The organism is uncultured Mucilaginibacter sp. (assembly GCF_903913935.1).
Classification (GTDB): domain Bacteria; phylum Bacteroidota; class Bacteroidia; order Sphingobacteriales; family Sphingobacteriaceae; genus Mucilaginibacter.
Genome location: NZ_CAIWNH010000463.1, coordinates 1 through 24,009, shown reverse-complemented (window position 1 = coordinate 24,009; position 24,009 = coordinate 1). Strand labels below are relative to the sequence as shown.

16 protein-coding genes are annotated in these 24,009 nt (G+C 43.9%); 3 read left to right on the top strand and 13 right to left on the bottom strand.

The window, feature by feature from the left end:
• The first annotated feature begins 547 nt into the window (after nucleotides 1-547).
• On the top strand, nucleotides 548-1,069 hold the full coding sequence (locus QZY09_RS18550) for a hypothetical protein (protein ID WP_295674766.1): 522 nt from the start codon (nucleotides 548-550) through the stop codon (nucleotides 1,067-1,069).
• A gap of 310 nt (nucleotides 1,070-1,379) precedes the next feature.
• Here QZY09_RS18550 and QZY09_RS18545 read toward each other — a convergent pair whose 3' ends face one another.
• On the bottom strand, nucleotides 1,380-2,813 hold the full coding sequence (locus tag QZY09_RS18545) for a DUF3810 family protein (protein WP_295674765.1): 1,434 nt from the start codon (nucleotides 2,811-2,813) through the stop codon (nucleotides 1,380-1,382).
• 117 nt (nucleotides 2,814-2,930) lie between these two features.
• Nucleotides 2,931-3,464 carry a DUF2911 domain-containing protein gene (locus QZY09_RS18540; RefSeq protein WP_295674764.1) on the bottom strand — a complete coding sequence of 178 codons (534 nt, stop codon included), beginning with the start codon at nucleotides 3,462-3,464 and terminating at the stop codon, nucleotides 2,931-2,933.
• A gap of 348 nt (nucleotides 3,465-3,812) precedes the next feature.
• Here QZY09_RS18540 and QZY09_RS18535 point away from each other — a divergent pair, with 348 nt between their 5' ends.
• The gene (locus tag QZY09_RS18535) at nucleotides 3,813-5,468 is read left to right on the top strand and encodes a glycosyltransferase family 39 protein (protein WP_295674762.1); all 1,656 of its coding nucleotides are present in this window, start codon (nucleotides 3,813-3,815) and stop codon (nucleotides 5,466-5,468) included.
• A gap of 54 nt (nucleotides 5,469-5,522) precedes the next feature.
• Here the strand turns inward: QZY09_RS18535 and QZY09_RS18530 are convergent, their stop codons facing one another.
• The 11 genes from QZY09_RS18530 to QZY09_RS18480 form a co-directional block, all read right to left on the bottom strand.
• A complete protein-coding gene (locus QZY09_RS18530; RefSeq protein WP_295674760.1) occupies nucleotides 5,523-7,100 on the bottom strand; it encodes a TonB-dependent receptor plug domain-containing protein in 1,578 nt (525 codons plus the stop codon).
• 14 nt (nucleotides 7,101-7,114) lie between these two features.
• Nucleotides 7,115-8,002, bottom strand: coding sequence for an MG2 domain-containing protein (locus QZY09_RS18525; protein WP_295674759.1), 888 nt, complete (start codon nucleotides 8,000-8,002; stop codon nucleotides 7,115-7,117).
• A 187-nt stretch (nucleotides 8,003-8,189) separates the two neighbouring features.
• Entirely contained in the window at nucleotides 8,190-10,622 is a 2,433-nt protein-coding gene (locus QZY09_RS18520) for an MG2 domain-containing protein (protein WP_295674758.1), read from the bottom strand.
• A 190-nt stretch (nucleotides 10,623-10,812) separates the two neighbouring features.
• A complete protein-coding gene (locus tag QZY09_RS18515; RefSeq protein ID WP_295674757.1) occupies nucleotides 10,813-13,293 on the bottom strand; it encodes a TonB-dependent receptor plug domain-containing protein in 2,481 nt (826 codons plus the stop codon).
• Between the two features lie 134 nt (nucleotides 13,294-13,427).
• Entirely contained in the window at nucleotides 13,428-15,884 is a 2,457-nt protein-coding gene (locus QZY09_RS18510; protein ID WP_295674755.1) for a TonB-dependent receptor plug domain-containing protein, read from the bottom strand.
• A 203-nt stretch (nucleotides 15,885-16,087) separates the two neighbouring features.
• Complete coding sequence (locus QZY09_RS18505; RefSeq protein ID WP_295674754.1) at nucleotides 16,088-17,284, bottom strand: MFS transporter; 1,197 nt, start codon at nucleotides 17,282-17,284, stop codon at nucleotides 16,088-16,090.
• Nucleotides 17,285-17,411: 127 nt separating this feature from the next.
• Nucleotides 17,412-18,074, bottom strand: a complete 663-nt coding sequence (locus tag QZY09_RS18500) for a phosphatase PAP2 family protein (protein WP_295674753.1) — start codon at nucleotides 18,072-18,074, stop codon at nucleotides 17,412-17,414.
• Nucleotides 18,075-18,256: 182 nt separating this feature from the next.
• Nucleotides 18,257-19,288, bottom strand: a complete 1,032-nt coding sequence (locus QZY09_RS18495) for a YncE family protein (protein ID WP_295674751.1) — start codon at nucleotides 19,286-19,288, stop codon at nucleotides 18,257-18,259.
• A 242-nt stretch (nucleotides 19,289-19,530) separates the two neighbouring features.
• Nucleotides 19,531-21,996: a TonB-dependent receptor gene (locus QZY09_RS18490; protein WP_295674749.1), complete on the bottom strand. Its 2,466-nt coding sequence runs from the start codon at nucleotides 21,994-21,996 to the stop codon at nucleotides 19,531-19,533.
• Nucleotides 21,997-22,112: 116 nt separating this feature from the next.
• Nucleotides 22,113-22,730, bottom strand: a complete 618-nt coding sequence (locus QZY09_RS18485; RefSeq protein WP_295674748.1) for a C40 family peptidase — start codon at nucleotides 22,728-22,730, stop codon at nucleotides 22,113-22,115.
• A gap of 104 nt (nucleotides 22,731-22,834) precedes the next feature.
• Nucleotides 22,835-23,251 (bottom strand): EamA family transporter, encoded by a 417-nt coding sequence (locus QZY09_RS18480; RefSeq protein WP_295674747.1) that lies wholly within the window; start codon nucleotides 23,249-23,251, stop codon nucleotides 22,835-22,837.
• Nucleotides 23,252-23,444: 193 nt separating this feature from the next.
• Here QZY09_RS18480 and QZY09_RS18475 point away from each other — a divergent pair.
• Nucleotides 23,445-24,009: response regulator transcription factor (locus tag QZY09_RS18475; protein WP_295674746.1), on the top strand; the 565-nt coding region annotated here is incomplete at its 3' end.

The following is a 24,009-nucleotide window of genomic DNA, read 5'->3' as shown; positions in this document are numbered from 1 at the left end:
CTTTACGGCAGCGTTTGTGTTTTTTTGAGCGATGCCGGCAAAGGGCAGCAGGATGATTGCCAATAATAAGTATTTCATCGTTGGAACATTAGTTTTTCTGAATAATTTAAAACAAAAAATACAACCTGATACAATTATTATAAAATATTCTTAATTTTATGTGATATTACATAATAATATTACAAAGCCCCCGTTAAAAGTAAGTTGTTTGGCAAAATAGCTGATAATAAAACACTTGGGCACAAATTTTGCTCCGGGAAACCAAATGCATTTCTAACTTACCGGTCGCAATCTGACTGGTATTTTTCAAATAAAGAACTTGGATAATCAGTAAACATGAGGTCTGAGATTTAGTTGATCAACATTATTTGATTGATGATGTTGTAATGCGTTCCGGGGTGAGACACGGAACGCATTTTTTATTCCGGTAACGTTCCCGGAAACCCCTTTTACCTTCATCTCTCCCAAATTTTTATTTCCCGGGCATTTAACAAATAGCGTAAACATTTTTGCCATTTCTGTTATTATCTATTAAAAAACCAATATCATGAAATACGCCTATATTATCGGATCAAACGCATTTGTTGTTCACAGCAAAGTGATCACCTATGCCAACCAGGGAGAAGACAAAGAATTTCTGAGGATCAACGCTATTTACCACGACCAGGGTGAGCCTGCCCCCGAAACCCACCTGGATTGTGATATCAATATCAAAGACCTTAACGGCACGCCCGTAACGCTGCTGGCCAGTAAAGCCGTCAACGACGGACCCTACACGATAAAAACAGCCCGGGACAGCGTTGAGGTTTTAAGAACCGATGGCAGCACCCTCATTCACATCCACCAGATGGACGATGATACGGCTATGAGCCTGGAACATAACATTACCGCCGAACTGGAAGTGAGCATGCCAGTAGTAGTGATCCGCATCTTTGGCGACTTCATCCTGGGCGACCTGCGCATCAGCGCACAAAGCGAAAAGCTTTTTGTAAATGATAACGGCTACGGCAATTCCGTACAGGCCGGCCTTAACCAGCTACGGTTTACCGAAGAAGGCGTGGAGGTGTAGGCTGGTTGATGGTTCATAGTTGATGGTTCATGGTTAGGGAAAGCCATAGTTGATGGACCATAGCCATAGTGGGATGTCACGCTGAGGCTCTCGAAGGGTGTGCGTAAAGGCCTTTACCCGCATGATTGGAGTGCCTCACCAAGACTCCCCTTTTTCAATTCTGATAAGACCTTACGTTTACCAAAAGTTGTAAACATTGGAAACAAATGTTGGTAGTGTTTCCAAATTGCTTTCTTCCTGCGATGGACCATGAACTATGGTCCATCGCCCCATTTACCGTCATTCCGGTTTACCTGAAACTGAGATAACCTCAATCAGAATCATCTGCAACGAAAACAAGCTGCCATTGTCCGCCCTTTTTAACGAAAGTAAAATCCTTTTCGTAACCAGTATCTTTTATCTGAAACTGTATTTTAACCGTATACGGGTTTAGTTGAATTTGCTTGATGATCCCTTTTTTTCTGTTTGCAACGAACAGGCCGAAATAGCCCATCTTGTTCTTTGGGATAAAATTAACGGACCCGCTTTCACCTTCATCACCTGAAATCTTATATTTAAGAGGAAAAACGATTCTTGATTTTTGAAAAACGGAATCCGTTTGAAACTTGCCGAAGAATGGATCGAATTTTTCGTCTGTCGAATCTGCCCTTGCCCCACGCTCCACCATCGGCCTGTACTTCGCCATCACTAAAAGCACCATCCGGTTATAGGTGCCCAGGCCCTGGGGCTGGTTGTTATGTTTAAGGAAATGATCGTAAAAAATACCGCTGATGCGGTTTAACCTGCTCTCGTATTTTTGCCAGTAAAGGCGCTCGGCCTTGTAATCGTTACGCACTGGCAGCGAGATGCGCGGCTTAAGCTTTTTAAACTGCAGGCTATCCCTAAAAAACAAGGCATACATACATTCCTCTACCGCTAAATTATAGGCCGAGTAGCGCAGCAGGCGGTCGCGGGAGTTGATACCTGCGATAAAACCGCCGAAATTGGCCTCATCTTCGGTAGCGAAGCCTACCTGGTGCGAGAGTTCGTGGCAGGCTACAAAAGGCCTGTTCACCAAAGGCATTTGCGAATTCATTTGCGCCTCGCCGGTAAAGGGGTCGTAATAGCCGGAAGTGCCCATGTAATTCATCAGGGGGGTAAGCAGTGACGATTTAACCCGCGGGTACCAGGTGCTAAAGTTAACCGAATCGGCCGAAAGCTTTTTAACTGCTGTGATGGCTGTATGATAAATACTGTCGTTGTTTTGCCGCAGATCAGTGGGGTTTACCCTGGCGCGGGTGGCATTGGCGCTGTCGATAAGCATATCGGTCACTTTGATCAAATTCGCGGTGGTATAACTTGTATCCCGCAGGTTGAGCCGCTCGCCCGCGCCGGGGCGGAAATAGTTCATCCCCCAAAACAAATAAAACACCAGGATACCCGTTTGTACACCCATAACAATTGCCAGCAGGAACATACCGGCCTGCTTAAATTGCTTTTTAACCGCCAGTTTAATAAGCCGGAACAGGGCATAAAGCAAATAACCGCTTACCAGTATGTAAAAAATATCGCCCACACTAAAGGGGAATATATTAAACACCGGGTGTAATATTTTACAAATAACCGGGTAAAAGCTTTTAGCATAATAACGCTCAACCGGTTTTGGGTAATTGGCAAGCCACATTAATAAAAGAATAATGACCTCCAGCGCCACAATAACGCCAATCCGTATCATCAATTTTTTTTTGCCCGGGGTAAGCTTCATTGCCTGTAAATATAATGCTTATTAAAACCTGCCAAAACTTTATGTTTAAACTATCAGATACAACAAAAAAGCCCCCGGGGTAACCGGGAGCTTTATGTAAATATTTAAAAGTTCTATTTATTTGCCGATAGCTACCGGAACACTTGTTGTGGCCCAATCCATGCTAAAGCCTTTTTTGTTTAGCTTGTAAACCATTCTTTCCTGGTTGCTAATCGTTTTTGGGGTTACCATAACACGCAACTGGTCGAGGCTTTTATCGTAGCTAAATGCGCCCCATTGTTTGGCTTTTTTGTTAAAAATAACGGTCCATTTACCGGTTTTTGCAGGGATCACAAAAAAGGCATAAGTACCCGCAGGCAATACCTGGCCTTCAACTTTAATGTCTTTGCTGGTGGTAAACTGTGTAGCTTCATTTGCGCCGGCACGGTAAACTTTATCCCATGGTTCAAGTTCGCCATAAACTACACGGCCTTTTACCGACGGGCTGCCATACCATATTTTGATACTTGAACCTGCTACTGTTCCGCTCACACTATCGCGGGGGCTTGGTACAGGCTTTCCGTCTTTACCTAATTGCGCAAACGCCATAGTGGATACTAAAAAGGCGCAAACAAAAAATGCAAGGGCCTTTAATTGAAATGATCTTTTCATAGTGAAATACTGGTTATAATTTTAGTTGGTATAAAGGTAAACTGAAATTGCGGGAATTTTTTTATTCTGACTCATAAATATTGATTTCGTTACAGGATGCCGGAATAAATATTTTCGATAAGCCGTTCAGTTATAAAACTTATTGCAAAAAAAAGCGTTTTTAAATTATAATCACATTGCAGTTAGGAATTGACCGAAAGGTTAAACAATTGTTGTGATTTTGGCCCCGTGTCGCTAGAGATGCGGGGTTTTTATTTTTAATTGTACAAAAACAGGGCTGTTTTGTTTATCCATCATTATTTTATAACATAAACCTATATTTGCCGGTACATTTTGCCCGCGCTATTAATGAAGGATAACTCCAGGATATTTTACCTTTTGATATTTATACTGGCGCTCGCGGTAAATTTTGCCGGCATCAACGTTCATTTTTTTACGGATGACCCCGGTCTTTATGCTTCCATTTCTAAAAACCTGGTCTACAAGAAACAGTTTTTTGAACTATTTACCTACAACCGCGACTGGCTGGATAAACCGCACTTCCCTTTTTGGATGGTGTATTTTAGTTTCAAACTGTTTGGCATCAGCGAATGGGCCTACCGCCTGCCGGCATTGTTATTTTTTATGATGAGCCTGGTGTATACCTGGCTTTTCACCAAAAAGTTTTACGACCGGGAAACTGCTGCAGTAGCTGTATTGATCCTGGCGACAGCGCTGAATACCATATTGGGCAACACCGACCTGCGCGCCGAACCTTATTTGATGGGGCTCATCATCGGCAGTATTTATCATATTGCCGGGCTGCAGCAAAGGTTTAAGTTTAAACACCTGCTGTTAGCCGCGCTATTTACCGCCTTTGCCATCATGACCAAAGGCATATTCGTCATCACAGCCATTTACGGGGCCTTGCTGGGGCAGTTGATCTTACAAAAAAAGTTCAAAACCATTTTTCAATTCAAATGGCTGCTTCTGTTTGTACTGACTTTTATTTTTACCCTGCCGGAGTTTTACGCATTGTTCATACAATTCGACCTGCACCCCGAAAAGGTGGTATTTGGCAGGCAGCAGGTATCAGGGATCCGCTGGTTTTTGTGGGACAGCCAGTTTGGCCGCTTTGTAAACAACGGGCCCATTAACCGCAAAACTTCCGGAAGCATATTTTTTTACGGGCATACCTTATTATGGGCCTTTGCACCCTGGGGCCTATTGTTTTTTTATGGTGTTTTTGAAAAAATTAAATCAGTTTACAAAAAACAGGTCCTTCCCGAATATTATGCCATCAGCGGCGGATTGTTGTTATTATCGCTTTTTTCGCTCTCCCGGTTCCAGCTGCCATTTTATACCAATGCCATTTTCCCCTTATTTGCCATTGTTACAGCCCCCTTATGTTTGGGTGAGTTGAGCAAATTCGGTACAAAATTCAGGCTGATCGTTCAGTGGGTGTTTATCATCCTGCTGCCGGTTGCGGTAATTGTACTAAACACGTTGTTAAAGCCTCAAAATAACTTTTTTATCCTTACAGGAATTTTACTGGGCGGATTAATGGCTGCGCTGGTGATCATCAAAATAAAAGAAACTTACAGCAAAGTTTTCCTGCTAAGCTGCACTGCTGTGTTATTTGCCGGGTTTTACGTAAACACTACTTTTTACAACGAGATAGTACCCTACAAAGGACAAATAGCTGCTGCCGGTTTTGCAAACCAGCAGCAATACAGCGGAGACCCGCTGTATGTATTAAATGCAGAAAACAACCTATACCAGTTTTACTGTAGCCGGCAGGTTGACCTTGTGCCTGCAGAGGATTTCGGCAAATACCTGTTTCCAGCTCATGCATTGATCTATGTGAACCAGCAGACGATGGACCAACTGGTGCAAACCCACGCAAAATTCACTATCGTACGGGCGTTTACTGACTACCCGAAAGAGAATATCCTGCCAGCATTTATCAATGCAAATACGCGTTCTACCGTGCTTGGAAAAGTATACTTGATAAGGAAATCTTGATAGCTAAGTCCGGAGTCTGAAGTCGAAAGTCTTGAGTAAGCAAGATCAGTGTTTTTACTCCACCTTATACCGGTACACCAGCCTGCCTATGTTGCCGTCATTATCAATCCCCTCGATAATTATTTTATAGGTACCCGGACCATCGGCGTTGTAATATTCGAAAGTTGCGTTGCCATCTTTATCCGTTTTCAACTCTGGTTGCCAGTAAACGGTGGAGCGGAGGTCTTTTTGTTTAGATACCCAGGTAGTATTATCGTATTTGGGCGAATAGAATTCCCTGGCTTTATAAAAGCCCATCGGGGCAATAGGCAAAACGCCAATGGAGGCGATGTCTTTGGAATTAAGACCTCTGGATTGTTTAGTGGTAATTATCAAGGCCCCTCCGACGCCATCAACACCGTAAATACTGGCACTGGCGTATTTCAGCACTTCAATCGTTTCTACATCGCTTACATTCACCATATTAATATCTGGTGGGTCAATATAAATCCCGTCCAGCATTAAAAGCATAGGTTTTGCACCATTTATTCCTATCTGCGACATTATATTAATAGATAAATATGGACGATATTCAACTATGCCAACTCTAACAAAAGTTACTCCCCGAAGCCGGCCGTCTAACGCGTCGGATAGTTTTCCGCCTACCCGTTCCAATTCTTCTGCATGCATTACCTGGTCGGCATGCCCTGCACCTGCAAGGCTGAATGTGCGGTATTGGTCATCGGGCTTTTTTTCATGAATATCTACCTGTTTTAACTGGATGCCTTTGCCCTTGAAATTTACTGCATCAGCCAGGCGGATCTTGTCGTTGGCCAGGTAGGTGGCCATCGCAGTAGTATTGAACACCGGATAAGCGCGGGCGAGGTTTTTTTGCACCGGCGGCGCATACTTTGCTTCATCAAACCAGGTGATCTTTGTTGTATTCTTATTTTTAGCGTTTACCGCGCTTAAAACAAAATGTGCGGTGTCGGCAAAAACAAGGTTCGAGAAGCGGAACATTCCTTTATCATCCGAGCCGGTGCTTAATAGCCCGCCACCTTTTGCCGGGATCAGGGTAACAGTTCCATTTGCTATGGGCCTGTTGAACGGGTTTTTTACCTGCCCTGTAAGCTCAATCCCCTTCTCGGGCAGGTAAGCCTGTACTTGTTTTGCAGTGTCCAGCACTTGTTTCCATGCAAACCTCCTGTAACCCTGGGTAAGCATCAATATATCCAGGTTTTTGCGGACAACCGTATCGGTACCGGAAAAATAATAAGCAGGCTGTTCGATATAACCTTTCAAATCAGAGGTAAGGAGGAGATTTGTGAGGATGTTATCCCCGTTATCCTCTGCCTGCGGCAACTGGCTTTCATCGATAACCGAAACCGAGAAATGCCCTTCGGCCGGTTCACCTTTGCGGTTTTGCGCATCCAGGTTAATACTCACCTTTTCTCTTTTAGTGTAAGTATTTTTATCGCTACGGAGGTTCAGGCTCAGCCGGTCGTAGTTTTCAATGTAAATCAAGCGTTCGCATAAGGGTTCATTATCCGGCGAGAAAAGCGTAATGGTAGCCACACCGGTATGCAATTTTCTTTTTAAGATCTCCAGCTTTATTACCGGGCTGTCCAGCTTGCAGTTTACGGTAGTGATCAATCCGCCTGAATAGATCAGCAGGGTATATACCTTGTTCCGGTTATCCGCAAATATTTTTTACTGGTTTTTATACTGACAGATGCATGCGGAATGGAATCGTTATCACCCGATAAAACCAGTCCATTGACTTCGGGTATTGGCAATTTGATATTGTCTGCGCGGCCTTCAGGATAGTTTATTTCGGCGCTATAAGTTTTGCCCTCCGCTGGCTCAAAGTAAAAATACCCCATACCTAAATGCGATGACGCAAAGGTGGCAACCTGCCTGTTATCATTGTCAACAATACTTCCCTTAATATCTATCCCCAGGCCATTTGCGCCTGTTGCTTTGAAGGCTACTTTGCAAGGGATACCGGCAACAAGGCTGCCGCCTTCCGGGAAAAATTGAATATCGGGTTTAATAGCAGCTTGTATGGAGTTACCCGATATGCTCTCCGGAATCCTGTCCGCTTTTACTGATCCTACGGGGATCCCTTTTTCAAAAAAACCAAAGTCGGCATTATTGCGCATCCATTGGGTATAAGCGCGGATGCGGTAATTTCCCGCCGGCAACGAATCGGGCAGGGCAAAATCACCCCAGGCTATGCCGCTGTCCAACTGCAGTTTAATGGATTGATCAATTTTATTTTTTGTGTTGATGAGGTCGACATGCAGCACACCGCTTAAACCACTCAGCATATGCTGCTCACCTGCCGTTACATAAGCTTTAAAATATATCGTGTCACCTATTGCATAGTAAGGTTTATCAAACTGCAGGTAGGCTTTCTCCACCGGCTGGTTTACCGAGAATGCTGTTAGCCTTGCTGTAATGGTTTGTGACGGGCTAATATTTTGCCCATAGGCAAATGAGCAGCACCATCCTCCGACAAAAATTAATCTGAAAATAAATGATATATGCTTCATATGCCTAAGGTTAATAAGGGATTGTAGGTTAAAGCCATGCCATCCAACAGGCGGCAATAGTGCATTGTCGGATGAGTCGCCTAAACGTACTATAAAAATAAAATTAATTTTTCACGGTTGCATACACTTAAAAAGGTTACCATGCCAGGCAGCAGGGGAATGTTATTTTTAAAACAGGTCGCCCCCTTTATTCTACCTTATAGTGATATACCTGCCTACCGATATTGCCGTCGTTGTCGATCCCTTCAATAATTATTTTATAGGATCCGGCTCCGTCGGCGTTATTATAGCTGAAGGAAACATTGCCTTCTTTATCTGTTTTCAGTTCCGGTGCCCAATAAATGGTGGAACGAAAATCGGGATGGGCATTTGCAGCAGAATTGCTTTCGTATTTGGGCGAATAAAATTCACGGGCCTTATAAAATCCCATGGGGGCGATAGGTAAAACACCAATGGAAACTACATCCCTGCCTCGCCGGCCTCCGCCCTGTTTGGTAGTGATCACCAGCACACCATGCCCGCCAGCCCCACCATAAATTAACCCGGTTGCCGATTTTAAAACTTCTACCGTTTGTACATCTGACGACTGCAGGTTATAATCAGGCAGTCTTGTTCCTTCAACGCCATCTACAACTACAAACATGTAGCCAATACCTACCAAATAAGGGTTACCGCGGTTAAATGTAACCCCTTGAAGCCTACCCTGCAGGCTGGCAATAAGCGAACCGGGTACCCTTTCAATCTCGTCCGCCTGCAATACCTGGTCAGCATGGCCTGCACCTGCCAAACTCTGTGTAAAATACAAATCCTTGGGCCGCATATCCCTTACTTCAACCTCTTTAAGTTTGATGCTTTTACGATAGATATCCCTTACCAGCTCAAGCTGCATTTTGTCTTTATCCAGATAAACCCGCATGGCCGTATCCACGCCACTATGCATATAAAGCCTTGCAGCAGGTATTACCTGGGGTTCGTCCCAGCCATCACCAAAAAAGGCTATTTTGGTTGAATTTTTATTGTTTGCATTTACGGCGCTTAGTACAAAATGGGCGGTATCCGTAAAAATTAGGTTTTGAAAACTGAACATGCCATCTTCGTTTGTCGGGCTGATTAAAATACCGCCTTTATGGCTGGAAATCAGGGTAACCGAACCGTTTTTCACCGGATTGTTAAAAAGGTTTCTGACCTGCCCGCTGATGTCGATACCCAATTCAGGTTGATAAGCCAGGGGTTTGTCAACGGCAGCCAATACCTGTGTCCAGGCAAAATGGCGATAGCCCTGTGTCATCATCAAAACATCCAGGTTGTTTGCGGCAATGGGGTCTTCAGTAAAATAATAGGCAGGCTGTTCAATTTCACCTTTCAGTTCAGACGAGAGCAATAAATAACTCAAGATATTGCTGCTGTATTCCCCGGCTTCCGGCACCTGGTCTTCCGCGGTTACTGAAGCCGAAAAATGTCCTTCGGCTGCATCCCCTCTGCGATTGATCGCGCCAAGCTGAATATTTACTTTTTCGCGCCGGGTATAGGTACTTTTATTGCTTTTTATATTAAGGTTAAGATGATCATAATTCTGAACAAAAATAAGCCTTTCGCTCAAAGGTTCATTTGCTGCCGAAAAAAGGGTAATCCGTGTTACACCGGTATGCAGCTTTCGCTTTAACAGATCGAGTTTGATCAGGGAACTGTCGAGGCGGCAGTTTACGGCTGTTATCAGCCCGCCTGAATTAACCAGCAATGTATACGCCTTATTTTTGTTGTTTTGGAAATAAGTCTCATTTGCCTGGATAGAAACCATTGTTTTTGCAACGGAATCGTTATTCACCGCTAACACAATACCACTTGCTACCTGGGCGGGCAACTGAATAGCATCTTCCAGCCCGTTCGGATAATTTATTTTTGCGGTGTAAGCTTTTCCCTCAACCGGAGTTAAATAAAAATAACCCATGCCCAAATGTGCCGATTGGAAGATGGCGACCTGCTGACCCTGTTCGTCAACTATGATTCCTTTTGCATTGATACCTGTCCCGTTTATCCCTACTGCCTTAAATGCAACCTTCGATCGTACGCCGGTTAGCAACATCCCCCCTTCCGGGAAAAACTGAATATCCGGTTTAAGGGCTACGTGTGGCAATTTCACGCCGCCGGTTTCGGGTATCTTTCCGGGTTTAAGGGATCCAACACTAATATTACAGTCAAAAAAATCGATATCACCATCATTTCGCATCCAACGTGTATAGGCCCTAACCCGGTATTGGCCAGTTGGCAACGAATCCGGCAAAGCAAAATCGCCCCATGCTATGCCGCTGTCCAGCTGCAGTTTAATGGATTGATCAATTTTATTTTTTGTGTTGATGAGGTCGACATGCAGCACACCGCTCATATCGCTCAACCGGTGTGAACCTCCCCTAATGAGGTAAGCTTTGAAATAAATAGTATCCCCGGCCGCATAATAAGGCTTATCGAATTGCAAATACGCTTTTTCTGCAGGGTGAGCAGTAGAAAATGTCGAAAACTTGTCGATTATCGTTTTTGAACCATTACCGGTTTGACCAAAGGCTACCGAACAATACCCGCCGATGATCAGCAACACTACTACTTTTAAATTTATGAGGCTCATGGTTATATTTAGGTTTAAAAAACGACTTGCAAATAATTTCGGGGTGACCAACATTATGCAACAATTGCATATATTGGGATGATTTGCCCGTTTTATTGATACACAAATAAACAACTTATTTCCGGCGCAAGCGATTATTAGGTAACTGTTTTTACAACGAAGGTGAAAGTAATTATGTAATAACTGCCTCTTATTGTACCTTATACCTTAACACCTGCAAGCCCAAATTGCCATTATTGTCCATCCCCTGTACTTCAACCCTATAGGTTCCCTTGCCATCCGAGTTAAAAAAGTTAAACGAGCTGTTGCCGGAGGTATCAGTAAGTACATCCGGCTTCCAGTAGATAGTTACACGATTATCGGGCCTGGCGGCTGCATTGCCAACACTATACACGGGGGAATAAAACTCCAGCGCTTTAAAAAAGCCCTTGGGCTCAATGGAGAATATCCCCGGCGACATTTCCTTACTGATAATTTTATCTGCGGTATCAGCAATTCTTGTGGTGATAATCATCACTCCCTGGCCGCCATCGGCGCCATAAATTGTGGCGTTTGCACCCGTTAAAACTTCTATTGTTTCGACCGAACCTGGGTTGATCACGTCGATATCGGCCCCGTTCCCCATATTTGCACCATCAACTATTACCAGCATCGGGTCAACTTTTACACCTGAATTTATAGCAGTACCGGCGATTGGGGAACCTCCCCCTGAAATTACAATACCGGTAACCAGCGACGGTACTCCCCCGCTAAACCGTATGCCCCGAAGCAACCCACTAAGGCCGGTTGAAAGCGAAGGGCTATTTCTGATCGCTTCACCTGTTATAACCTGATTGGCATGGCCGGGACCGGCTAAACTGGATGACCGGTAGTTATCTATTCGTACCATCCCATTAGGCTTCCGGCCAGTTGGCTGCCCGGTTAATGACACATCGCCGACCATAAAAATATCCATTTTTTGAGCACTGGAGATGGGCGACAGGATGTCTGCCCCGGCATCGTAGCCCGCTCCGGTGGCGTTCACTAGGTTAATACCCGGCCCTGCCTGCGGTTGGTCAAGGATTAATTTACCCTGTTTGCCGGCGGGTGTTACCATCGTTAAAATAAACCGGCCCCCGGCCAATAAATCCACATTTGCAAAACGGAACCTGCCATCCTTACTTGTCGTTTGTGTTTGCATGCTCCCGCCTTCGCGCGGAATCAGCGTAATTACAGCATTGCTAAACGGTGCACCTGAGCGGGTTTTTAAAATGCCTGAAATATCTATGGCTTTTTCAGGGCTGAACCTGTTTGCCGCAACTACGGGGCTGTTTTGAAGTTCCTTCCATTCAAACCGCCGAAAACCCTGGGTAAGCATCAACAGGTCAAGGTCTGCACGTGACTCAGGAGTATTATTTGTAAAATAAAAATTCGGTTTTTCAATATACCCCTTTACTTCCGAGCTCAATAACAGGTACGAAAGGATTGAGTTTCCGGCATCATCATCAACCAAAACCTTACTTTCGTCGACAACCGATACCGAAAATGAACCAGTAACAGGGTTGCCAGCTTTATCCCGTGCGCTTAGGTTAAGTTTTACATTTTCGCGGGTGGCAAAAACATGTTTATCGCTGTTTATTGAAAGTTTCAGCAGGTCCGGATTTTGAATAAAGGCAAGGCGTTCATTTAAAGGTTCCCCGGTATCCGAAAACAGTGTCATCTTTAAGATCCCGGTTGGAAAAACCCTGGCCGGAAATTCCAGGCCAAGCACTTCGGCGTCCAGTTTAAGGCTATAGGTTTTTAATGTACCGGCAAAATACAAGAGCAGGCTAAGCTGCTTTCCCCGGTTCTCATCAAAATAAGCATGATTGGCCCTTATGCGTATGGCAATTTTAGAGGGGTCATCCATATTGGCAGTTAGCATGATCCCTTTCTCTTCGGCAACAGGTAAATCGACGCGGTCCTGGGCGCCATCGGCATAAGTAACCTGTGCCTGGTAGGTTTTGCCGGCTACCGGGATAAAACTAAACGAGCCCATACCCAGGTGCACAGCGTTCATCCTGGCTATTTCTTTTTGTTCATTATCAACAACAATACCTTTTACATACATCCCAAGGCCATTTGGGCCAAGCGCTTTAAACGCTACCCTTACAGGCTCATCTGCCACCATACCCCCCCCTTCCGGGAAAAATTGCAGGGCTGGTTTCTTCTCCTGAGCCTGAGATTCAGCGGATCCAACAGCTGCAGTTACCGCTATATTCTGGTCAAAAAAACGGGGGTGTTCATCGTTACGCATCCATTCCGTATACGCCCGTACCCGGTAATTACCTTTTTGCAGGGTATCAGGCAAAACAAAATTACCCCAGCCTGTACCGTTTGTAAGGGGCAGGACGATCGTCTGTATCAACAAATTATTTTTATCAAGCAGGTCGGCGTGTAAAATACTGCTGATAGTTGATGGTTCGTGCCGCTCGCCCATGGTCACATAGGCTTTAAAAAAAACAACTTCGCCCGCCCGGTAATAGGTGTAAGGCCTGTCAAAGTTCAGGAAAGCCTTTTCTGCAACCTTATCGGTCAATAAGGTCTTAAGATTAGCAATCGCGCTGTTAAGCCGGGCGCTACCGGTTTGGCAAAATACTTTTGATTGACAAAAAGCCAGCAAAATCATCGCTGTTAAAACTACCTTTTTCATATTGTATCACATTAAATAGCTGTGCATAAAAAATATCTAAAGCAATAAGCCGGCTAAGGCACCCATCGGTTCTTGCTTTGACGCATGCCATTTAACCGGCTAAGGGCTTATCATTTACCTAGCGGATAAACCGGTTATTGCACTTTATACCTCAATACCTGCATACCGAAGTTGCCTTTACTATCCATCCCCTGTATTTCAAGCCTATAAGTTCCTTTACCATCGGAATTGAAGAAGCTGAAAGTGCTGTTGCCGAATGCATCTGTAATTACGTCAGGTTTCCAGTAAATGGTTGTGCGCTGATCCGGTTTGTTGGCCGCATTCTGGCTGGCATAGGCAGGCGAATAAAATTCAAGCGCTTTAAAAAAGCCCTTAGGTTCAATTGAAAATATGCCCGGCGACATTTCTTTACTGATCACCTGTTCAGAGGCAATATTTGAGCGTGTGGTGATCACCAACACCCCCTGGCCACCGGCAGCGCCGTAAATACTTGCACTTGCCCCTTTTAACAGCTCAACCGCATCAACCGAACCGGGATTAATAATATCAACACTTACACCGTTACCCAGCGTTACACCATCAAAGATCACCAACATCGGGTCAATTTGGGCACCACCGCCTGATAGCGTAACACCGGTTTGCAGCGAAGGTACCCCATTGTTAAACTGTACGCCATGCAACAAGCCGTTTAATCCGCTTGAAATAGAGGGAGCATCTTTAATGGCGTCACCTAAAACAACCTGGTCGGCATGACCCGGGCCACCAATATTTGAAGAATGATAGTTATCGAGCCTTTTGGCCGAATTGCCTTTAGTATCAGTTGTTACCTGGTTGGTTATTAAATTACTTGCCTCTGCTATTTTTGCTTTACGTTCATCCTGGAAAGACATCAACAGGTCAGCACTGGCATTGTATTTTTTATTAGCGGGCTCTCCCGGTACAATTACCGGCGGCACCAGGGGTTTATCAAGCGTTAACACACCCTTTTTACCGGACGAAGACATGGCTTTTAATACAAATGCGGTACCTGCAGAAAAATCCATATTTAAAAAACGGAATTTCCCTTCATTGTCTGTAGTAGCCGTTTGCAAATTGCCACCAGATTTTGGGATGAGGGTGAGGACACAATCCGGTATGGGCGCACCGCTTTTTGTTTTAAAAACCCCTGAAATATCCATTGTCTTTTCTGCGGCAAATGCATTCGCGGTAACAGGCAGGTTGCCGTTTTCAAGGGCTGTCCAATCAAACCTGCGATAGCCCTGGGTAAGCATTAAAATATCCAGCCCGGCACGTGTTTCCTTAGTAACGTTTGCAAAATAATAGTTTGGCTTTTCAATATATCCTTTTACTTCGGTGCTGAGCAGCAGGTACGACAAGATGGTATTTTCTGCGTCTTCATCTACCAAAATTTTACTTTCATCAACAACCGATACCGAAAATGAGCCACTTACGGGGTTGCCTTCCTTGTTTTTAACGTTCAAACTTACCTGTACGTTTTCTCTTGCACTGTACACCTGCTTATTAGGTGTCAACGCGAGATTTAGCAAATCGGGATTTTGGATAAATGAGATACGTTCATTTAATTGTTCCCCTGTTTCTGAGAGCAGGGTAAATTTTAAGATCCCGGTAGGGAAATCCTTTGCAGGCAAGTCGAGGCCAAGAATTTCGCCATCCAGTACCGGTGAATAGCGTTTTAGGGCCCCCGAATAATATACCAGCAGGTTAAGTTTTCTATTTTGATTTTCTTTGTAGTAAGCGCGATTAGCCCTTATTACAATCGCAATTTTTGCAGGGTCATCGGTATTTACCGCCAGGGTAATCCCTTTAGGCTGCGCAACCGGCAGGTCGACACTGCCTTGTGAGCCATCAGCAAACGTGACCATGGCTTTGTAGGTTTTCCCGGTTTCGGGTATAAACTCAAACATACCCATACCCAGGTGGGGTGAATTGATCTTTGCAACTTCCTTGTGGTCATTATCAACAACAATGCCTTTCACATTTACGCCCAGGCCATTTGTGCCAAGCGCTTTATAGGCGAGCCTGGCGGGTACATCGGCAACCAGGCTGCCGCCTTCAGGAAAAAACTGCAGGTTTGGCTTAAGCCCCTGCGTGGTATTTTCAGCAAGTTGTCCGCCATTTGCTGAGCTGACCGATATGTACTGGTCATAGAAATAGGGCGTTTTATCATTACGCATCCATTGCGTGTACGCACGGATCCGGTAGCTTCCTTTTTGCAGGGAATCAGGTAATAGAAAATCGCCCCAGGCTGTGCCACCTGTTAGCTGCAAAACGATGGACTGCATCAACACATCATTTTTATCGATCAGATCGACATGCAAAATATTGCTTAAGGTAGATGCTTCGTGCTTTTCGCCCAGGGTAACATAGGCCTTAAAATATACTATCTCGCCAGCTACATAGTACGGGTAAGGCCTGTCAAAATGCAGGTACGCCTTTTCGATAATATGATCGGTAAGTAAAGACTTTAGGTTTGATACCGCAGTATTTACGGCATCGGTACCCGGTTGGGCAAAAGCAATTGTCCGGACCCCAAGTCCAAAAATAACTGCCATCAAAAAAAACTTCTTCATAATGCTTTAGGTATAATCTGTCAATTGTCGGATGAAGGGACGGATAGTACTATATAAAATGAATATTTTTAAAAAAACAGCAATAGAGAATGAAGTAATACCCGGTTTATAATTGACTATATAAATATACCTAATAAGTGCATTGTTATGCAAATATTATCCGTAAGCGAAACCAATTGAACAAGCAGCAAAAAATAAGGGTATTATTCTTCAAAATCCGGAAATACAACAGGGCTGCTTTGTTCAACATGATCACTTAACATTGAAACCAGGTAAACAATAATACCACCAAACAGGGCAATAATGCTGAAGGAAATCCTTAAACCGAAGTTTTGCGAAATAAAGCCAACCAGCGGCGGTACCAACACAAAACCAAGATAACCTACGGTTGATATGGAGGCCAGGGCGGAGGAACTGCTCATATTTTTCGACTTGCCGGCCATGCTGAAAACCATAGGCACAATACAGGATACGCCAAAACCAACCAGGATGAAACCAACCATAGCGGTAACAACAAATGGCAGCGCCACGGCCATTACCAGGCCGGCAAAAATAAACATACCGCTAAATTTAAGCACTGTTTTTATACCCATGCGGGTTACCACCCTATCGCCGAAAAAGCGGCCTGTAGTCATGGCTACCAGGTAAATTACAAATGCCGCGGTTGAGGTTGTTTTATCGGCATGAACTGCTTTTTGAAAGTAAATGGCGCTCCAGTCGTACATGGTATTTTCGCAGGCCATACAGGCGAAACAAATGAGGGAGAATTTTAAAAGGTATTTATCAGGCAGAGAAAAAACAGGTTTGCGGGGCTGGGGAATTGGTTTGCTGTACAGTGTATCATTGATAAAATAAAGCGTCAGCACTGCCAGTAGTATACTAATGATCAAAAAATGATAAGGCACTGCCACATTAAAGTAAACCATCACCAGCCCGACAGCTGCACCCGCAAAACCGGCCATACTCCAGATCCCATGAAAGGTGGCCATAATAGATTTGCTGTATAAAGCTTGCACCCCTACCCCTTGTGTATTGATAGAAAGCGTCATCATATTACGTGCCGAACCAAAGAAGAACAGGACAATGATCAACTGCAGCATACTGTTGGCAAGTCCGATTAAAACCAATATCACGCACAAAAACAAAGAGCCGGAAAGCATAATGGCCCTGCTGCTATATTTACTTAACAACCAGTTGGAGATGGGCATGGTAAACATCAAGCCGATGGGTAGGGCAAACAACACGGTGCCTAATTGCCCGTCGTTTAAATGGAGCTGGTTTTGTATGGTTGGGATACGCGAAGCCCAGGATGAAAATCCAAACCCCGAGATAAAAAAGAATATGGCAGCGCCTATACGGTATTGTTGAGGGGTTCGGGATGGAATGGCTTTGTCGTTCACAAATTAATAAAGAATAAAAATACGGTTTGGAGCTGAAAGCTGAAAGACCAAAGCGAAAAGCTTTTAGAGTAGGTGAAAGGTAAAAGCTGAATAAATCGGGCAAGGGACAGTTAACAGCTTTGGTCTTTCAGCTTTTAGCTTTACGCTCATTCGCTGCGGTTTTGCGGAAATAGAAGATGCAAAGCAGGTATAAACAAAGCATCCCCAATAAAAAACCACCCAGTACATCAGTAAACCAATGAGCGCCCAGATAAATACGGGAGAACGGTATCGCAAAGATCAGCATGGCGGAGAAGACGGCCACGGCAATCCTTATCATTTTCGGGATTGTTTTTAATTGGTACATCAGCACAATCAAAAAGCCGAAATAAACAATATAAAACAACACATGCCCGCTGGGGAAGCTTTGCTCATAAACCTTTTGCACAATACGTACATCCGGTGCGGATGGCCGGGGACGGTTAACCAGCATTTTTATTACTGAACTTATCAAGCCGGAGATTGAGGTCAGCAATACGAATAAAGCTTCTTTTCGGTATTTAAAGATAAAAAACACCATTGAACCCAACAGAACCACAATGGCTGAACCCGGAAAATAGCCAAACCAGCTTGCCGCTTTCATCATTGTGTCCAAAAATGGGTTTTGATGTTCCTGCATCTCCTGCGAAAACTTCAAATCGACGAATGAATGAGGGAATATAATGATGAGAATGGTAAGCGCTACAAAACCGATGCTAATGCTGCCCAATACAAAATTGACAATTTGCCGCTGGTATTTTTTAAAGATCATATTGTAGCTTTAAACACATCATCGTGAAAATAATTTATTGACGTTATACAAGAACCGCACCATGTTTTTATTATTGCCTTCGTGTAATGCTGAAAACAAAAAGCAGAAAGACCAATACTTTTGCCCTTCTGCTTTTAATGTCTATCAAATACTTCTCCTTTAGGGGGCCGGGGGGCTATAGCTTATTTCCCGACCACTACTACATGGAAAGTACCAGGTATTTGCTGGGGCCTTGGGTGCGGATTGTCTGTTGTTGGCGCTACCGGCTTTAGTTGCGCGGTAGGCAGGTATATTTTATGGGTAACAACGTCAACGCCGATGGTGCGTGCACCTGGTTCGGTGGTGATATTTTCTACCAGTTCAAATTTATCGGCGCTTAATTCGCGCACTACGGTAATGGTACCCTCGCCATTTGAGGCATAAGCTAATTTAAGCCCGGGATCAAAGCCCGTGCCATCGCAACGACCAATAGGGAATGTGGCGACAATGGTGCCGTTTGCAGCATCCAAAACGATCATTTTTTGGTTGCCGCCGCAGCCTATAAACAGGCGATTGGTTTCGCGGTCCATGGCCAGGCCCGATGGCTCTTCGCCGCCGGTCAGTTTCCAGCGGTTTAGTATTTTATAGGTGGCTGCATCAATTTCCACTTCTTCACCGGTATCTTCAATATTTACAAATACCTTTCCTTTACCATCTGATACACCTGTTTCGGGCTTGCCGCCAAGCGGGATGGTGGCCACCACGCTATCGGTTGCAGCGTCAATTACTGTCGCGTCTTTACTCCGTCCATTAAAAGCATAAACTTTTTTCGAAAAATCATCATAAAAAATAGCATCCGGATTAGTGCCCGCGGTTACCGTTTTTATCACCTGGTTGGTTTTTAAATCAAAAACGCTGACGTTGTTAGCCCTGCCGTTGCTGGTATAACCCTTATTAAAATCATGCGCTATAGCTATACCATGTACGCCCTGCGTATTGGGGATATAACCCACTGAATCCCCGGTGGCCGCGTCGAGTATGTTTACCTGCATACCATGGGAAACATATACCTTGCCGGATGATTCGTCAGCAGTAATATAATCCCAGCCGCCGGTGCTGTGTACCGCATAATCAGCGATAACATGAAAGCCTGTTTTTGTTTGTGCCGATAAGAATGACGGCAAAATGCATACCGTGCAAAACAACATGCTTAATGATTTAATGGTCGGTTTCATAATGGTTAATTTTGAGTATAGTTAAGCATAAATTCTGGATAAATGTTGGAGGGGGGAAGAAGCCCGAAAGTTGGAAAACCTGCCGGCAGGCGGGGTCAGTAAAGTCCGAAAGATAAAAAAGGTCCATAGCCGATGGACCATAAACCCTAGTAAAAATGTCTGGCTATTATTATTGAAAGCAAAACCATAGATTCCGCCTTTTTGCAAATAATCTGCACATCTGAAATCCGCACATCTGCACATTATTTACCGCCACCACCACCGCCGCCTTCATCAGGCGCTGCGTTATCCTGTTGTTCTTTATCTTTCTTAAATTCAAGCTTACCGAATTTGTACATCAGGCTGATGCCGAATGAACGAAGGGGAATCTCCCTGAGGCTGCTTTGATTGAAATTGGGCCCGTAGGTTGTTGAATTAACATTTACATACCTGTTAAAAGGGTTGGCAGCGGTTAAACCGATACTTGCTTTTTTATTCAATACCTGTTTGCGTACCGCAAAGTTGTAGAACAGGAATGCCGGGTTGGTTCCCTGGATCCCTCTTTGAGAAGAACGGTAATTGATAAAAAATTCGGCGGCAAGCGTTTTGGCAAACTCATAGCTGGTGTTTAAGTTGATACGGTAGGCTAAACCGCTTACCTGCGGCGACCCAGGGTTGCTGGTTATCCTGTCTGCAAAAAACATATTCGACCGGAACGTAAACTTGCCGGCAGGGATAGAGCCAAATAAATTTACGCCTTCGGTTACCTCGCGACCAATATTATATCTTTGATTAAGCGAAACATTGGTATAGGTGGTATCGCCAATTTTTAAATTAGTGTAAAAGGTCGTGAACGATTGCAGGTCGTTGGTATTGTACCTGTAAAAACCAGCCACGTAAATATTGACCCCGTTACTAAACGATTTGTTATAGCCGAGTTCAAAGTTATGTCCATACTCTGGTTTTAGCTCAGGATTGCCTGTGCTGATATTGTGCGGATCGCTGATATTATAAAACGGATTCAACGAATTATAATCGGGGCGCTCCAGCCTGTATGAATAGCTAAATTTGATAGTTTGTGTTTTATCGATCTTATGCGAAAGCACAAACGAAGGCGCTAAAATATTATAGGATGGGATAGTCGTGTTCGGGAAATCAGACGTCGACACGGTGTATTCATCCCTCAGGCCTGCTTTGCCATCGATAAAATTATGAAATAAGGAAAACGTAGCTGACAGGTAATAGGCATAAATCTTCCGGCTGTAAGTAAAACTGTAAGTTTGAAACGGATTTGGCACATAAACCCCGTTATCAAGCGTTTGTGTATTTACAGCGTTGTTTATATTTTCTATAGTCGCTTTTGCCCCTGTTTCAATAGAGAAATCTTCAGTTATGGGCTGGTTATAATCGATTTGTATATTCGTCTCCTTATCAGTACCCGGGTTGCTGCCAATTGACCCGGATGACGGGAAAATTACATTGGTATAATCCTGCTGCTGGGTATAATTGTTTGTATTATGGCCAATACTCTGGTTGTATAAAACATCCAGTTCCTGGTCTTTTTTACTAAAGGTCTTTTTATAAAAAAGGCTCCAGTCGGTTGAGTTATTATTAAACTTACTGGTGGAGTGGTTAACGCTGTTGGTATCAGCCGGCAGGCCCCCGATATACGTGGTTTGATAATTATTTACATAGCCATTGCTGTTATTACCAAAGTGGTTAAAATTAACGGAAGCGGATAAAGCGTCCTTTGGCGTGATATCCCAATTGATATTAAAGCCAGACCGGTACCCGCTTCTTTTAAAGTTACTTATGCCATTTTGGCCCAAATTGGTAACGGTATCACGGGTGTTGCTATAAGAAGTTCGGTTGCCTGAGCTTGGGGTCGCGCTGGTTATATTTTCATTACCGCTAAAAAACGCACCAACACCAATTTTTCCCTTTTTGGCGTTGATATTGAAATTGCCGTTTTCCAAACGGGTACCGGCAGTAAGGTTAACACTCCCGTTAACTCCCTGGATATTGTTGTCCTTCAACACAATATTGATGATACCACCGGTGCCGGCCGCATCATATTTAGCGCCTGGATTAGTGATTACTTCTATGCTTTTTATCTGGCTGGCCGGAATGGCCTGCAGTGCATCGGTAATACTGGCGCCAAAGATGGTAGAGGGTTTGCCATTGATGAGGAACTGGATATTGGCATTGCCCATCAGCTCCACGTTGCCATTGATGTCAACCGATACCATAGGCACTTTTTGCAATACATCCAGGGCAACACCACCCTGCGAGGTAAGGTCGTTTGCCGGGCTGTACACCAGTTTATCTATTTTATTGGCAACTGTCGGGCCGGTTGCCGTTACCGAAACTTCTTTCAATTGCGTTTGTAGCGGAGTAAGCAAGATCTCGCCAATTGCCAAATTTTTATTGGTACTTAAAACCACCACATGGGCAATTTTATATTGTTTATAACCGATAAAGTCAACAGTTAACATATAGTCGCCGGGGGCAACATTATCGATCTTGAAATTACCTTTTGGGTCGGTGCTGCCGCCATTAAAAGGCGAGGCACTGCCTTGTTTAAAAACGCTTATGGTAGCAAAATCAACGGGTTGTTTGGTAACCGCATCAGTTACTTTGCCCGTTATTTTTCCGTTAGTATTATTATTCTGGGCCTTTAAATTAAACGAAAGGGCAAATAATAAAAATAATATAAGATAAATCTTCATGTAATACGCCTGTGTAAATAATGACGCAAAAATAGATAAGTAAAACTGGATTAAAACTGGATTTTAGCCTGACGTAAAGTAATTGTTACCAAAATAGTGTAATTGTTAAAATAAGGCTAAAAAGTTAACGCGATTGGAGGAATTATTCCAGCCATATCATTTTGCTTCAGCACCCGGATCACCTGTACAAAGCGGCGGCGGTAGGTATCGTCCATAGCGGTAATAGTAACGCCATATTCTTTGCCTGAAGTGGAATGGATGAACGTAAAATCGTCGCCCCCATTATGGAGCACAATGCCTACATGCCCGATGCGGTGCCTGTCAGTAGGGCTGGTGAAAACGATGATATCGCCGGGACGGGCGTCTTCCATTTTTATTTTTTTGCCCACATCAATAAAATCACCCGATGAACGCGGTACCTCTACATTAAAATATTTAAACACATAATGCACAAAGCCAGAGCAATCAAAGCCAACTGCCGGATCAGAAGTTGCAGGGCGGTAAGGCGTGCCGATTAAAGTTTGTGCAAAGTTTACAAGGTTATCACCTGAAATGCTGTCGGTATCAAAATTGATGGGGTGAAAATCCCGGGTATTGATCTTATAACGTAAATGAGCAACCCTGGCGATCCTTCTTTTATGCGCCCTTGAAGATTTTTTTCGGGCATATGCGGTATTGCAGCACATAGTTACTGCACATAAAAGGCTAATCAGGGTTAATAGCTTTGTCCTCATATACGGATGGCAAGTTATAAAAAAATGCAAAAGAACAAGAGCTTTTTTTACATTTTTTGCAAAATGTGACGGATATCAATAATTGTTTTGCAGAAATGAAAATATTACGCAAAAATCAATACTATACTTCCGCTGATGATCAATAGGGCGCCTATAATTTGTTTAATATTCAATGTCTCTTTTAAAAATACGACTGCCAATATAATGGCCAGGGCCACACTCAGCTTATCGATCGGTGCCACCTGTGAGACCTTTCCCAATTGCAGTGCCTTAAAATAACAGATCCACGAAAGGCCGGTAGCACAGCCCGAAAGGATCAAAAAGATCCAGTTGGTTTTGGTAAGGCCGCTGATAGACCACTCGCCGCCGCGAAAGATGACGATGGCCCAGGCGATGAGCAATATTACCACCGTACGAATGGCTGTTGCCAGGTCGGTATCAACCCCTTTGATACCAACTTTTGCAAAAATTGCGGTAAGCGCCGCAAAAAATGCCGAGAGTAATGCGAATATCCACCACATAGGACACGATTTTTAACACGATTTAATGATTTTAAAGATAAACAGGATTAAATGCAATTATCTTCATCTGGACACGATAAACAGGATTAACGCAAATATCCTGTAAATTGTGTTAAAATCGTTAAATCGTGTTCAGACAATTTATCCAAAATCTTTCCAACTTTGTGTTTGTACCTTTAACAAAAAAACAGTTTTGAAAATACTGATCATTGAAGATGAGGAAGGGCTGAGGGAAAGTATTGAAGAATATTTTTCTGAAGACGGCAATATTTGCGAAACAGCTGCTAATTATGCGGCCGCACTGAGTAAGATCAGCATGTACCGGTATGATTGTATTTTGCTCGATATCACCCTGCCCGGTGGCAGCGGTATGGATATCCTTAAAGAATTAAAAGCCAATAATCATCCCGACGGTGTATTGATCATCTCCGCAAAAAACTCGCTGGACGACCGGCTGGACGGCCTGAACCTTGGCGCTGACGATTACCTGGTAAAGCCTTTTCATCTGTCAGAATTAAAAGCTCGGGTATCGGCCATCATTCGCCGCAAAACATTTAACGGCAGCAACCTGCTGCAATTTAATGAACTAAACATCGACCTGCTTGCTAAAGAAGTTAAGGTTGGCCAGCTGGCAGTGAAGCTGACCCGCAAAGAATATGCGCTACTGCTTTATTTTATAGCCAACAAAGGAAAAGTAGTATCAAAAAATGCCATTGCCGAACATTTATGGGGCGACGGTATTGATATGGCCAATAACT

What these genes read in the sequence shown, in the direction of transcription:
- QZY09_RS18485 (WP_295674748.1), bottom strand. Translation starts at nt 22,730, where the DNA reads ATGAGGACAAAGCTATTAACCCTGATTAGCCTTTTATGTGCAGTAACT.
- QZY09_RS18525 (WP_295674759.1), bottom strand. Translation starts at nt 8,002, where the DNA reads ATGAAGCATATATCATTTATTTTCAGATTAATTTTTGTCGGAGGATGG.
- QZY09_RS18515 (WP_295674757.1), bottom strand. Translation starts at nt 13,293, where the DNA reads ATGAAAAAGGTAGTTTTAACAGCGATGATTTTGCTGGCTTTTTGTCAA.
- QZY09_RS18500 (WP_295674753.1), bottom strand. Translation starts at nt 18,074, where the DNA reads ATGATCTTTAAAAAATACCAGCGGCAAATTGTCAATTTTGTATTGGGC.
- QZY09_RS18540 (WP_295674764.1), bottom strand. Translation starts at nt 3,464, where the DNA reads ATGAAAAGATCATTTCAATTAAAGGCCCTTGCATTTTTTGTTTGCGCC.
- QZY09_RS18480 (WP_295674747.1), bottom strand. Translation starts at nt 23,251, where the DNA reads ATGTGGTGGATATTCGCATTACTCTCGGCATTTTTTGCGGCGCTTACC.
- QZY09_RS18520 (WP_295674758.1), bottom strand. Translation starts at nt 10,622, where the DNA reads ATGAGCCTCATAAATTTAAAAGTAGTAGTGTTGCTGATCATCGGCGGG.
- QZY09_RS18495 (WP_295674751.1), bottom strand. Translation starts at nt 19,288, where the DNA reads ATGAAACCGACCATTAAATCATTAAGCATGTTGTTTTGCACGGTATGC.
- QZY09_RS18550 (WP_295674766.1), top strand. Translation starts at nt 548, where the DNA reads ATGAAATACGCCTATATTATCGGATCAAACGCATTTGTTGTTCACAGC.
- QZY09_RS18545 (WP_295674765.1), bottom strand. Translation starts at nt 2,813, where the DNA reads ATGAAGCTTACCCCGGGCAAAAAAAAATTGATGATACGGATTGGCGTT.
- QZY09_RS18535 (WP_295674762.1), top strand. Translation starts at nt 3,813, where the DNA reads ATGAAGGATAACTCCAGGATATTTTACCTTTTGATATTTATACTGGCG.
- QZY09_RS18510 (WP_295674755.1), bottom strand. Translation starts at nt 15,884, where the DNA reads ATGAAGAAGTTTTTTTTGATGGCAGTTATTTTTGGACTTGGGGTCCGG.
- QZY09_RS18490 (WP_295674749.1), bottom strand. Translation starts at nt 21,996, where the DNA reads ATGAAGATTTATCTTATATTATTTTTATTATTTGCCCTTTCGTTTAAT.